This is a genomic window from Dyella solisilvae (assembly GCF_003351225.1).
In the GTDB taxonomy this organism is placed as follows: domain Bacteria; phylum Pseudomonadota; class Gammaproteobacteria; order Xanthomonadales; family Rhodanobacteraceae; genus Dyella; species Dyella solisilvae.
The window spans coordinates 1-12,337 of record NZ_QQSY01000006.1; the positions used below are offsets into that span (position 1 = coordinate 1).

General features: G+C 62.9%; 11 protein-coding genes. 5 read left to right on the plus strand and 6 right to left on the minus strand.

Annotated features, from left to right (window positions below; all coding sequences use genetic code 11):
- Positions 1 to 424: 424 nt before the first annotated feature.
- Positions 425 to 754 (plus strand): hypothetical protein, encoded by a 330-nt coding sequence (locus tag DVT68_RS17400; protein WP_114826486.1) that lies wholly within the window; start codon positions 425 to 427, stop codon positions 752 to 754.
- 58 nt (positions 755 to 812) lie between these two features.
- Here the strand turns inward: DVT68_RS17400 and DVT68_RS17405 are convergent, their stop codons facing one another.
- Positions 813 to 1,511: a hypothetical protein gene (locus DVT68_RS17405; protein ID WP_147281765.1), complete on the minus strand. Its 699-nt coding sequence runs from the start codon at positions 1,509 to 1,511 to the stop codon at positions 813 to 815.
- 833 nt (positions 1,512 to 2,344) lie between these two features.
- Entirely contained in the window at positions 2,345 to 3,313 is a 969-nt protein-coding gene (locus DVT68_RS17410; RefSeq protein WP_114826488.1) for an alpha/beta fold hydrolase, read from the minus strand.
- 144 nt (positions 3,314 to 3,457) lie between these two features.
- Here DVT68_RS17410 and DVT68_RS17415 point away from each other — a divergent pair, with 144 nt between their 5' ends.
- On the plus strand, positions 3,458 to 4,051 hold the full coding sequence (locus tag DVT68_RS17415) for a CGNR zinc finger domain-containing protein (RefSeq protein ID WP_233523538.1): 594 nt from the start codon (positions 3,458 to 3,460) through the stop codon (positions 4,049 to 4,051).
- Between the two features lie 334 nt (positions 4,052 to 4,385).
- Here the strand turns inward: DVT68_RS17415 and DVT68_RS20485 are convergent, their stop codons facing one another.
- The 3 genes from DVT68_RS20485 to DVT68_RS17425 all read right to left on the minus strand — a co-directional run bounded on the left by DVT68_RS20485 (position 4,386) and on the right by DVT68_RS17425 (position 9,215).
- Entirely contained in the window at positions 4,386 to 4,544 is a 159-nt protein-coding gene (locus DVT68_RS20485) for a hypothetical protein (protein WP_158543535.1), read from the minus strand.
- A gap of 298 nt (positions 4,545 to 4,842) precedes the next feature.
- Positions 4,843 to 7,563, minus strand: a complete 2,721-nt coding sequence (locus tag DVT68_RS17420; RefSeq protein ID WP_114826489.1) for a cation-transporting P-type ATPase — start codon at positions 7,561 to 7,563, stop codon at positions 4,843 to 4,845.
- The gene (locus tag DVT68_RS17425) at positions 7,560 to 9,215 is read right to left on the minus strand and encodes a Na/Pi cotransporter family protein (RefSeq protein WP_233523552.1); all 1,656 of its coding nucleotides are present in this window, start codon (positions 9,213 to 9,215) and stop codon (positions 7,560 to 7,562) included. Before DVT68_RS17425 ends, DVT68_RS17420 begins: the two co-directional genes overlap by 4 nt.
- Here DVT68_RS17425 and DVT68_RS20770 point away from each other — a divergent pair.
- The gene (locus DVT68_RS20770; protein ID WP_233523559.1) at positions 9,100 to 9,369 is read left to right on the plus strand and encodes a hypothetical protein; all 270 of its coding nucleotides are present in this window, start codon (positions 9,100 to 9,102) and stop codon (positions 9,367 to 9,369) included. The genes DVT68_RS17425 and DVT68_RS20770 overlap by 116 nt on opposite strands.
- On the opposite strand, the gene DVT68_RS17430 is transcribed toward DVT68_RS20770, so the two are convergent.
- A complete protein-coding gene (locus tag DVT68_RS17430) occupies positions 9,313 to 10,506 on the minus strand; it encodes a polyphosphate kinase 2 family protein (RefSeq protein ID WP_233523539.1) in 1,194 nt (397 codons plus the stop codon). The two genes, DVT68_RS20770 and DVT68_RS17430, sit on opposite strands and share 57 nt — an antisense overlap.
- Positions 10,507 to 10,835: 329 nt before the next feature.
- On the opposite strand from DVT68_RS17430, the gene DVT68_RS17435 reads away from it, so the two are divergent.
- Together DVT68_RS17435 and DVT68_RS17440 are read left to right on the plus strand one after the other, a co-directional pair.
- Positions 10,836 to 11,387 carry a hypothetical protein gene (locus DVT68_RS17435; RefSeq protein ID WP_233523540.1) on the plus strand — a complete coding sequence of 184 codons (552 nt, stop codon included), beginning with the start codon at positions 10,836 to 10,838 and terminating at the stop codon, positions 11,385 to 11,387.
- Between the two features lie 27 nt (positions 11,388 to 11,414).
- Positions 11,415 to 12,221 carry a GGDEF domain-containing protein gene (locus tag DVT68_RS17440; RefSeq protein ID WP_114826493.1) on the plus strand — a complete coding sequence of 269 codons (807 nt, stop codon included), beginning with the start codon at positions 11,415 to 11,417 and terminating at the stop codon, positions 12,219 to 12,221.
- Positions 12,222 to 12,337 lie beyond the last annotated feature (116 nt).

Consider the following 12,337-nt stretch of genomic DNA (forward strand, 5'->3'; position numbering starts at 1 on the left):
GTGCAGTCGACACGGACGCCAGAGCTAGGGGATGCTTGGCAAAGGGGAGGAGTCCATATACGGACCTTTTCGCGCAATTCGCTTGCCGACGCAGCTAGGCTTGGTCATCTCGACCCGAGGGAGGGGGAATGGATAGTGGATCGCCGGGGCGGACGAGCTTCAGCCCAGTGGCGCTGCTCGGATTTCTCGCGGTTTGCGCCGTGCTTGGTTGGGGGATTCAGACCAAATCTGAACTTCTGCGAGTCGGTTTGATGCTGCTGCAAGCAACTTGGCTGGTTGCGGGCTCGGTGGCAGTAGTGTCTCGATGGATGAGTCGTCGGCATCCACGGAAGTAGAGCGCTGGAGTCCGCTTCCGACCCGGGGCGGACACTTCGAAATCGCGAGCAGCGGTCCCAGGCAGTTCCACTGAGTCTAGGTGACACAAATGGATTCGTTCTCTGTTCGAAGCATTTTTCTTTGGGGCCAACGCGATGACCAAAGGCTCGAATACTTATATGAAGAACGAATCACACTTTGGCGAGCGGAGACCATCGACGCTGCCATTGAAATGGCCGAAATCGATGCTCGATCCTACATAGAGGGGTCGGGCGAATACCTAGGGTTTTCGCAAGCATTTGCCCTGTTTGAGCCAGTGGCGTCATCCGGTGCTGAGGTCTTCTCCTTGCTTCGCGAAAGTGATCTTCCGCCGAGGGACTACCTAAATTCGTTCTTCGATACTGGCCATGAACGAGAGCAGATTTCGCCTAAGGAATGACTCCGTTTTACCGTGAACATGTGTGGTTCAATCTGGGCGTCAGGTCCGCTCCCGACCCTCAGCGGACACTTCCCATCTCTGCAACCGGCTCAGTCGAGGCATTGCTTGCTTCGCCCGCTGGGTCGCCGTCGCTCGCATCAGCGTCGTGCTTCCACCACACCTGGATCTCGCGCCACAGGCGATTGCCGCCCACGGCGCCATCCTCGCGATTGGGATCAACGCCAAGCAGGGCCGCCAGGCCCGCCAGCTCTGCCTCCATCGGGTAACGGGCGCCAAGTCCGGTGATGGATCGAAGAATCGAGTAGTGCGAGTGCTCCAGTTCGCTCACCTTGTGGTGTGCGATCACTTGACGCGTGATGATTGCCGACGCCTCGCCGAGCGCAACGTAGGCGCCCGCCAATGCGTTTTCGATTTCCGTTCCTCGCCTCAGGTCGGCGGTGAGGCCACCTGGCAACTGCGCGACGCCGCGGCGAATGGGTACCACGCAGTTGAGCTCGCCGAGCAGTCGCAGTACCGAATCGGCCTGGCGATTGATGCTGGCCAGAGGCAGCTCTGGCCGGTTCGCCCCGGGCTTCGCGCCAATGATGTAGACGCGGGCGTGGCGGCGGCATTCGTCGGCGAAGTCCGCCACATCCTGGTTGGGCGGAGTAAAGAGCGGGTCGCTCTCGACCTTGCGGCGCCACCACTGGTCCGCCACCGCCGCGCCGAGGCCTGCTGCACCCAACAACGCGACAGCGATAGTGAGCGCTAGGAGCACGCATGGCCTCCCAAGCCGCAGCTGCTCCATGAGCCAGCGGAACATCGCACTGGCGCCGCCATGGGCGTCGTGCGACGTGGCTGGCCACTTGCTGATGTCGGTATCCCGGATGCCGCCTCGCTACACATGGATGAGCGCGGTGCGCTGGATTGCGCACGGGGCAAGTGGGTTGGTCGAACGGCGCTCACCGCGCCGGATGGCAGGCACGTTGGGCGCCACCAGAGCATCGAGGCTCGCCCCCGACCGGCCCCGATGGCTGCGATCAGGCCGATGACGAGCAAGGAGCAAACCATTTCTTCCACGGCAACCCTATGTCATTGATTTGGCGGCGATCGAGGCGCCACGTTGATCATCCCCCCGAGACGAACCCGGTTGTCTGCATTACGTGTTTCGGCGCGCTGCCACAAAACCTGAGCGCTACCCCTGGGCCGCCGCAGAGGCACAAGCGAAACCATGTCCACGCAAGGGCCGGCCTTCCCGTATCCACCATCAAGGTCGAGAGCGCAAAGCCATCAGACGGCCTTCGCGCGCGCCCCGCCATGGGGGTTCATGCCCCGAGCATCGTCACATCACCGGGTTATGGCCCGGCAAGTCATGTCGAAGATCGAACCGCGTATTCCGTTACGCGAAACGATCCCCAGTCCTGGTCGCGCCTGCCTGCTGTCCCAATGCCCCCAGGGTGGCGGGATCCCTTATCGCTAGCCTCCCAAACGCGTGCTCTCGACCCTGATCGGACCAAAGCAAAGTGCTCCGGCACGCCTGCGAAAACGAGGTCAGGTACACCTACTGGGGAAAGTGAACCTGACCTTGGCGGGCCCTATGTCAGATCGTCTTCACTGTGGTTTTGCACCGACAGTGCGATCAAGAAATGCGTGAATCTGCGCGGCGATCTCGGGCCCGTTGGTTTCCAGGGCGAAGTGCCCGGTGTCGTAAAAGTGGATCTCTGCGCCGGGGATATCTTTCTTGAACGCCAACGCGCCAGCAGGCGAGAAGAAGGGATCGTTCTTTCCCCACACTGCCAGCAGCGGCGGCTGCCACTTCTTGAAGTAGGCCTGATACGCCGGGTATTGCTTGACGTTGTTTGCGTAATCCAGGAACAGGTCGAGCTGGATGTCGTCATTGCCGGGCCGCGCGAAAAGCGCGGAATCCACGGTATAGCTTGCAGGGTCCACCACCGAATGATCGGGCACACCATGGGTGTACTGCCATTTGATCGAGTCGGGCTTCAGAAAGTCACGCAGGGCCGCGCGGTTCTCCGGCGTGGGGTGCTGCCAATAGGTCTGGATGGGATTCCAGGCGCTGGCCAGGCCTTCGGCATAGGCATTGCCGTTCTGGGTGATGATGGCCGTGATCCGTTCGGGGTGCGCCACCGCCATACGCCAACCCACCGGGGCCCCGTAATCGAACACTTCCATGGCGAACTTGTTGAGGCCAAGCGTCTCGGTAAACGCCTGCATCGTCTCGGCGAGATGATCGAACGAATACGTGTAGTGAGCGTCGGCCGGCACCTCGGTGAAACCGAATCCCGGCAGGTCAGGCGCAATCACGTGATACCGGTCGGCCAGCAGGGGTATCAGGTTTCGGTACATCAGGGACGATGTGGGGTAGCCGTGCAGCAGGAGCACCGTGGGAGCCGCAGGATCCCCCGCTTCCCGATAGAAGACCTTTACGCCTTCAACTTGAACGTAGTGGACGCTTACTGTGGGCGAGGCGGCAGCGGCGAAGGCCTGCCCCCCAGGGGCCAGGCTATCCATCAACAGGGTGAGCGCGCTGGACATCGCGAAGGAACGGAACTTGTTCATGGGACACCTCACACGGCGGGTTGGAAGGGGAGCCACACTTGCTAACCTGTAAAACGCACCGATAGTAGTTACACTATCAGTGTAACTTGTCAAGCACTTCAATACTGGTTACAGTGACTTCGTCCTGGTCACTGCGTGCCCGCCATGAGCAGCAACCATTCGCCTTCCGAAGCACACGACGTCGAGATGCGGTTCCTTGGGGATGATCTCGCCCTGAATTTCATCAATACGGCGTATGGCGTGGGAAAAGGGGCACGCGAATGCCTCCGGACCGACGCGGATGTGTTGAATTGGCTTGGCCGTGCGGAGCTACCGGCGCAAGCGTCAGGGATCAAGCGGGGCGAGCTGGTCCGTCAGGCTCTGGAACTGCGGCAGATCGCGCTTGAACTCGTGGAAAAGCGCGCCACTGGAAAAGCCGGCAATCCGCAGGGGCTGAATCGCCTGTTGGAGGCTGGCTCTCGCTACAGCCAGTTGGTGTGGCCGCGAAGCGGCCCGCCTGCGCTTGCGACCCATGAGCGCCTGGGTGGCGTCGAGGGTTTGCTTCTGCCCGTGGCGCAAGCCGTTGCCGATCTGCTGTCCGGAACTGACTTCCGTTACGTGCGCCGATGTGAAGGTCCGGAATGCACCCTCTGGTTCCTGGACCGCACCAAGGCGCACAGCCGTCGGTGGTGCAGTCCGGCGCTGTGCGGCAATCGCGCGAAGGTGGCTGCCTTTCGGGATCGATCCCGCACCGCATAGCTCGTGTCGAGCGAAACGGTGGCAGGTTCCCCATCGGGGTGTGGAGAGTGCACGCGCCCGATCGTTCGGAGGCGGCTCCGCGTCCAAGCGATGGCGGGTCTCTCCACCGGATGCATGAGGTGATGCACGCTTTCACGGCCGCCTCTCAGACGGCTGACGACGAGTTCGAGCCGTCGGATGCACGGAGTGCTTGGCGTCATGGCATCTGCGCACTCGTATAAGAGCCGACTTCAACCGACCGGAAGCCGGAGGCTCTCGCACGGATGGGCGCTGCGCGCCTTGGTTGGAGCCGCGGTGACCGGTTGGATCACCCTGGCGGGTGATCACTCAGCCGTTAGTCGTCCGCCGTGATGCCATGCACGACACCCGGGGCCTTGCCAACCTGGGAGGCCAATCCGAATGCGATGGCGCCGTAGATGGTTATGCCGAGCAGGGACAGCAGGATCAGCGCAACCGTCGTTCCGGTGGGTTTCTTCAGTTTGAAAGCTTTCATGATTGTTTAGCCCTCGGGCCTCATTCGCACGATGACGTCATGCTTGGGGGTCAAGAGTCTGACAGGTGGATTGATCAACCTTGCGTGGCAAGAGGACGCATGCGTCAAAACGCGCGTTCGTGATAGGCGCTGTTGACCGGTGTGAGGTCGCGCGTCGATCGCCGTGCCCCGGTCCCGGCAGGGTGTGAAACGAGCCTCCGAGACCGCATTGAATCTTGCCGTACGCCCGCCGCGAAGCCTCAAACGCGCCGAACGGACCACTACCCGTTGTGCACCGGAACCGTCCACCGCGTAGAACTCAAGGTCTAACTGACGGCATGGATCGAATGATGAACTTCTCGATCTCCACCACCAGGAAGAACGCGATGCCTCCGCCGATGAGCCAAAGCCATTCCGACCAGGGTAGGGCGTCGGTTTCGAAAACGGCATGGAACGGTGGTGCGTACGTAAACAGGAATTGCAGCACCACCACGCTGGCAATGCCGTACCAGACATAGGCATTGCCTCTGTGCGCGCGCAGCGAAAGCGACGAATCAATCAGGCACCGGCTGTTGAGCAGATAGAACACCTGGCCCAGCGTGATGGCGTTGACGGCGGCCGTGCGCGCCACCTCGTCCGAGGCGCCATTCGCCTTGTTGAGGAAAAAGGTCAGGAGCGTGTAGACCACCAGCGCCGAGCCGACAAAAAGGATGCGCCAGATGCCGAAGCGGGAGACGATCGGCCGTTCCGTGGCGCGGGGCGGCCGCCGCATGATGTCGGCCTCGGGCGGCTCGAACGAAATGGCCAGGCCCAGCGCCACGGAGGTCACCATGTTCACCCACAGCACTTGGGGCGCGGTGATCGGCAGCGTAAAGCCGAACAGGATCGCCACGGCGATCACCGCGCCCTGGGCGATATTGGTCGGCAACAGAAACAGCATCGCCTTCTCGATATTGTTGTAGACCGTGCGGCCTTCCTTCACCGCCGCGGAGATCGAGGCGAAATTGTCGTCGACGAGGATCATCCCCGCCGCCTCCTTGGTGACCTCCGTACCCTTGATGCCCATCGCGACGCCGATGTCCGCTTTCTTTAGTGCGGGTGCATCGTTGACGCCGTCACCCGTCATGGCCACCACCTCGCCGTTGGCCTGGATAGCCTTGACCAGCCGCAGCTTGTGCTCGGGGCTGGCGCGCGCGAATACATCCACGTCGCGCACGCAGTCCTGCAGGGCCGCATCGTTCATCGCCTCGATTTCGGTTCCCGCCACGGCTGTCGCGCCGTCGCCGATGCCAAGCATCTTTGCGATCGCCGCGGCGGTGATCTTGTGATCGCCGGTGATCATCGTCACGCGGATGCCGCCACCATGGCATTCCTGCACGGCTTCGATGGCTTCCTTGCGCGGCGGATCCATCAGGCCGACGAGTCCCAGCAGCACGAGGTTCTTTGGCAAGTCCTGCGGCCCGAGGCCGCCCGCGGCCAGACCCGGGCTCGGCAGCCACGCCAGCCCCAACACCCGCTCGCCCTGCGCGGCGAGGCGGTCACCCTCGCTCGCGAAGCGACTGCGATCGAGCGGCGCCGGACCTGTCTCCGTCTGCTGCCGGTCGCAATGCTCGAGAATCACTTCGGGCGCGCCCTTGACCAGCAGCATCTCCGCGCTGGCCGATCGGTTCAGGGTCGCCATGAACTTGTGCTCGGATTCGAACGGAATCGAGTCGACCCGCGGCGCAGCAACCGTTTCTGCGGCGCGATCCATGCCGAGCTTGTTGGCGAACGGATAAAGCGCGCCCTCGGTGGGGTCGCCCTCCACCTTCCACTTTCCGTCGTCCTGCAGAAGTTCGGCGTCATTACACAAAAGGGAGACACGCCCCATCAGCGTGAGCACCTCCGGCATGGCGCCGAGCGGCTTGCCGGATGCCGACACCTCACCCTCGGGTGCGTAGCCATCGCCGCTGACGTCATAGGCGGCTTCGGCCGTGACGGCGGAGGTGACCATCATTTCCATCAGGGTCAGCGTGCCGGTTTTGTCCGAGCAGATGCGCGACACCGAGCCCAGCGTCTCGACGGCCGGCAGTCTGCGGATGATGGCATTGCGCCTGGCCATGCGCTGCACGCCGATGGCCAGCGTCACGGTGATGAGTGCCGGCAGGCCTTCCGGAATAAGCGAAACCGTGATGCCCACGACGGCCTGGAACAGCTCGACGAAGGTCATGTGCCCGAGCCAGTGACCCCAGGCGAACAGCAGCACGCTGATGAAGGCGATGGCGATCGTGATGACGTGGCCGAAGCGCTTGATCTGGCGAAGCAGCGGCGTCTCCAACGCACTGACCTCGGCGAGCATCTGGTTGATGCGGCCAAGCTCGGTCTGGCTGCCGGTCGCCACGACGATGCCAGTCGCCCGACCGGACACCACCATGGTGCCGGAGAACGCCATGTTCTCGCGATCACCGACCGTCGCCTTGGCTGACACCGCGGCGGTGGACTTCTCGGAAGGCACGGATTCGCCCGTCAACGCCGCCTCTTCGGTGCGCAGGTTCTTGGCGTCGACCAGGCGAAGATCAGCGGGAATCTTGTCGCCAGACTCCAACAGCACGATATCGCCCGGCACCAGTTCCTCGGACGGAATCAGGCGGACCGAGCCACCGCGCAGCACGCGCGCCTCCGCCGAAAGCATGTTGCGCAGCGAGTCGAGCGCCTTCTCGGCGCGCCCCTCCTGTATGAAGCCGAGCAGTGAATTGAGGACGACCACGGCGAAGATGATCGAGGCGTCGAGCCACAGGCTCAGCATCAGCTTGATGAAGCCGGCCACCAGCAGGACGTAGATAAGAACGTTGTTGAACTGTGCGAGAAACCGCGCAAAAGGCCCCTTCTTCTTGCCCTGGGGCAGGCGGTTCGGCCCATAGGTGTTCAGGCGCCCGGAAACCTCGCCGGGATCGAGGCCTTGGGAAGGGTCGACGGCAAACTCCTTCTCCACCGCCTCGGCCGGCATCGCATGCCACGACCTTCCGCTCTCTGTTGAAGGCGTGGTCTCGGTGGGACTCATTGCTGCGTCTCCGGATGAGGTTTTTTGGAGGGCGGGGACTCATGTGAGATGGAAGGCGCGGCGTCGAGATCGAGCGCTTCCGGCGGCTGGCCGCCGCGGCCGAGAAGATGCGTCGCCGCGCGCCAAGCGTGATGGGTGATCCTGGCGAGGCGCCGCGCCGTCTCGATCAGCGAGAACGCATCGGCGGCCGTCAGCTTGCCGGGCGCGACAGACGCGAGGATGGCGGCGCGTTGGTCGCGCTTCAGCCCATCCAGCTCCGCCGCCACGCGTTCCAGTTCGGACAGTCGGGCGCTCACTTCGTCGGAGACCGTCCAGCCAATCGCTTTCGCCCGGTCACTCAGCGCGGATTCCGCCGTGATGGATGCACCAATCGCCTGCGTCGCTCGCATGGCCTGGTCGCACAGCACGACGGGGCGAAGATCATCGGGCGTCGCCGAAGCGGGCGCTTCGGCATACTCCACCAGAATGTCGACGAGCCGCGAGGCATGCTCGAGCGCATGCAACGTACTGGTCAGGCGGAAGCGCTCCTGCTCGGTTTCGGGGGGTTCCTTCAATTCGGACAGGAAATCCCTGGCCTTTTCGAGTGCGGTAGCCGCGGACGCGATGTCCAGCATGGGGCCCCTCTTTCCGACCGAGAGCGCCGCCGATACGGCCATGACGGTCGTCGAGAGCGCATCGGCCACCACGCGTCGCGCGGTCTCGATCGCGATCACCGGGCTCACCAACGCACTTGGATCGAGCGCGCGCTCGAGCGCCGTCTCCTTCGACGGAAGCAGTCGCTCGACGACACGGGTGAACCATTGCGTCGCCGGCAGCAGCACCGACACGCCGACGACGTTGTAGGCCGTGTGATAGGCGGCCAGCAGCGTGGCTCCGTCAACCGACGATGACCAGCGCCGCATCAGCGGCGCCGTGACGGGAAAGGTCGCCACCGCGATCAACGCGGCAATGGTCTTGAACAGCACGTAGGCGAGCGCGAGGCGTTTGGCCGTGGCGCTGGCGCCGATCGCCGCCATGGCCGAGCTGGTCGCCGTGCCGATGTTCTGGCCAATGATCAGCGCGGCTCCCTGCTCGAGGCTCACCGCCCCAGCGAGGAAAGCCGAGAGCGTGACGGCAATCGCGGCCGTGGAGGACTGCATCACGGCGGTCATCGCGATGCCCACCACGATCAGTGTCAGCAGGCCGACAGAACCGGCTGCCCATCCGACACCCGGCGCGCCAAGCACCGCCGGCAGATTGGACGGATGCAGGCTCTGCGCAAGGCCACCCATACCCTGCTGCAGCGTGGTGAGCCCGTAGAGCACCAGCGCGAAGCCCGCAAGCGCGCTGCCCGACGCAGCAATTCTCCCACCGGCCAGCAGCTTCGCCAGGGCGCCGATGAAGATGATCGGCAGTGCATAGGTCGACAGCGACACGTTCACGCCGATGAGCGCGACCAGCCAGCCGGTGCCCGTGGTGCCCACGTTGGCGCCGAACACCAGGCCCAGCCCTTGCGGAAAAGTCAGCAGTCCGGCGCTGACCAGGCCGATGGTGGTCATGGTCACGGCGCTCGATGACTGCACGAGCAGCGTGATCACGGCGCCCCAGAACGCGCCCGAGAGTGGCGTGGATGCCGCCTTGCCGAGCACGGTGCGCAGCGCGGATCCCGCCAGCGCCTTCAGGCCATCGGTCATGATGGCCATGCCGAGCAGGAACAACCCGACGCCGCCGAGAATGACAATGATTGTCGACATGGGATTCTCGCCCCGTCTAGCTTTCGGCCTTGAGCTCCTCGCGCGCCGCGGCGAGATCCTTTTTCTGTTCTGACGTTACCTTGGGATAAGCCAGGTCAAGCTTCTCCAGTGTCTCGACGATCGCCGCCGCGACCACGAGTCGCGTGAACCATTTGTTGTCGGCCGGCACGACAAACCACGGCGCCGCGGGCGTGGCCGTGCCCCGGATCGCCGCTTCGTAGGCCTGCATGTAGTCATTCCAGTACCGACGCTCACGAACATCGGAGGCAGAAAACTTCCAGTTCTTGTTGGGCTTGTCGAGGCGGTCCATGAACCGCTTCTTCTGTTCCTTGTACGAAAGGTTCAGATAGAACTTGAGGATGATCACGCCCTGGCGCGAGAGATACTCCTCGAACCGATCGATGTCGTCGAGCCGCTCGTCCCAGACTTTCTTGCCGATCAGCGTCGGTGGAATTTTCTGTGCCGAAAGCAGCGCCTGGTGCACACGCACCACCAGCACCTCTTCATAGTAGGAGCGGTTGAAGATGCCTATGTGCCCGCGTCGAGGAACTTTCCTGGAGTAACGCCACAGGAAGTCGTGCGCAAGCTCTTCGGAAGAGGGTTGCTTGAACGAGAAGACATCGCATCCCTGTGGATTGACGCGGGACATGACGTGCTTGATCGTTCCGTCCTTCCCTGCAGCGTCCATGGCCTGGAACACCAGCAGCAGTGACCAGGAATCCTGTGCGTAAAGGATGTCCTGCTCCATCGCCAGCCACTCCGACCCGCGCTGGAGCAGCTCTACGGCTTCCTCCTTGTCCATCTTGAGGCCGAGCGTATCGCCGGGATCAAAGTCCTTCAGGCGGAAGCCCTTGCCATCGGTGACGCGAAACGGATCCGTATACCGGCTCAGCGCGTCCAGGATTTCTTTGCGAGGCATCGACGCTTCCTCTCCGTTGTCCGCAGTCAGTGACATCGACGACTGACGCCCATGGGCGGCCACTGAAAGCGTGCGCATGCTGACGGGCCACGGGACGTCATGTGGGGAAGGACGGTCACCGGGCTCGCGTTGTCTTCGACGTCGGCATGCATGGGTCAGGACAGCCGCGTCGACCCGCCCGACGAAGCTGGCCTCACCGGCGTGTACTTCATGTGAAGCGGTCTCCAGTGACGCAGGTCGGCCGGCCCGGTCTTTGGCGCAGGCGAAAATCCTGTGGCGGCGTGCATCCACGTCGCGCCACCTGGAGAGGGCCAGTGCGCGGCGACCCGCGGTCCACGCGCGAGGGAAAGTGGGCAGACACTCGGTAAAACTACTTAGACGCATGGCGTCTCCTGGGTTCCCAAGCGGGATCTGGAATACACCGTGGCGCAGCGGGCATTGCGCAGATCATGGCGGCGCGGATTCCGGCCAGTGTCGGTGGAGAAGCGCTGGAGACGATGCGGCAAGTCGACCCGTGAGCGTGGTGGTATCGTCGCGCCACCTCAAGGGCTCGGTCGGAGGTCAGCGTGTCTCGCATGAAATGGTTTGCGTCGTCATGGACCATGTCTTTGCTGGTCCTCATGGCAGGGTGGTTTGGTGTGGCGCTGTCGACGTGGGCCGCAGACAACGTCGATGACCCGACGGCCGTATTCGCCGTGCCACCACGTGATGGATCGCACGACTTCGACTTTCTTATCGGCGACTGGAAGGCCCACGTCCGGCGCCTGCCCGACCGCCTCAACCATTCCACTGCCTGGGATGTCTACGACGGCATCTCCAATCACCACAAGCTGCTCGATACCAACGCCAACTTTGAGCAGTTCGAGGTGACGAGTCCGGACAAGAAGTTGCACATCAAGGCGCAGACGCTCCGGATGTACAACCCGGAGACGCATCAATGGAGCATCTACGGCCTGGACCTGGACAAGGGTCAACTCGATGCGCCGGTGGTGGGTGAATTCCACGGCAGCCGCGGCGAGTTCTACAACCATCAGACGTGGAAGGGCCGGGTGGTGCTGGTGCGCTGGATGTGGCTCAACATTTCCCCCACCTCGGCGCGCATGGAGCAATCGTTCTCGCCCGACGGTGGCGGGCACTGGGAGGTGAACTGGATCTGCGAGTTGTCGCGATAGGTCGATGCCATTCCCACATGACCGCTCATCCGTAGTGGCGTTCGCAGTGCAAGGAACCTCGGCTATTCGGCCGATGAAATTCTTGGCGAGCCAATCGAGCGCCTTCTGTCTGAAAAGTTTCGCGGGAACCACCACCGCAATGTGCAGCAGTTCGCACGGTCACCGGTGCGTTCGCGGCAAATGGATGAGCGAAACCGCGTCTATGGTCGGCACCGCGACGGCACGCTTATACCAGTCGAAATCGCCATTTCCAAGATCAACGTCAGCGGCCTGATCGAATTCACCGCGGTGATTCGTGACATTGCCGATCGCGTGCGACTGATGGACCTTCTGCAAAAACAGGCGATCACGGATGAGCTGACCGGTCTCCCCAATCGCCGCGAGTTCCTCGATGTGGTGGAGGCGGTGATGGGCGCCGACGCAGACCTGTCGGTGTTCCTGCTAGACGTCGACCATTTCAAGAAGATCAATGACAGCTATGGTCACGACGTGGGCGACGAAGTGCTTCGCCTGTTGTCCGAAGTGGCCATGGCGTCGAGCCGCTCCGAGGACATCTTCGCTCGCTGGGGTGGTGAGGAATTCATTGCGGCGCTTCCCGGCGTCAACATCGAGCAGGCGAAGGCGGTCGCGGAAGATCTGCGTGCCCGGATCGAGCAGCAGGAATTCCAGCACCACTGGCGAAACGGCAAGCCGATTCCTTTCACGGTCAGCATAGGCGTCGCGCGGCGGTCGAGCCGGGAGCGAAATATCCTCGAGCTGATCAAGCGCGCGGACCAGGCGCTCTACAAGGCCAAACAGACCGGCCGCAACCGGGTCGAGGTGGACCCGTCCTGACGTCGGCGCCGCGTGAAGGAAGGGCCTGCCGCGCCAGTTCCGGACAATGCTTTCGATAGCCGGCTCTCGTGGACGGGCAAACTACGTAGTTGACGGCGGGCGATGGTGGTTGTCGC

Excerpts from the sequence above, each read along its gene's own strand:
- DVT68_RS17400 (WP_114826486.1), top strand. The coding sequence starts at position 425 with ATGGATTCGTTCTCTGTTCGAAGCATTTTTCTTTGGGGCCAACGCGAT.
- DVT68_RS17410 (WP_114826488.1), bottom strand. The coding sequence starts at position 3,313 with ATGAACAAGTTCCGTTCCTTCGCGATGTCCAGCGCGCTCACCCTGTTG.
- DVT68_RS17415 (WP_233523538.1), top strand. The coding sequence starts at position 3,458 with ATGAGCAGCAACCATTCGCCTTCCGAAGCACACGACGTCGAGATGCGG.
- DVT68_RS20485 (WP_158543535.1), bottom strand. The coding sequence starts at position 4,544 with ATGAAAGCTTTCAAACTGAAGAAACCCACCGGAACGACGGTTGCGCTG.
- DVT68_RS17420 (WP_114826489.1), bottom strand. The coding sequence starts at position 7,563 with ATGAGTCCCACCGAGACCACGCCTTCAACAGAGAGCGGAAGGTCGTGG.
- DVT68_RS20770 (WP_233523559.1), top strand. The coding sequence starts at position 9,100 with ATGGTCACGGCGCTCGATGACTGCACGAGCAGCGTGATCACGGCGCCC.
- DVT68_RS17435 (WP_233523540.1), top strand. The coding sequence starts at position 10,836 with ATGGCAGGGTGGTTTGGTGTGGCGCTGTCGACGTGGGCCGCAGACAAC.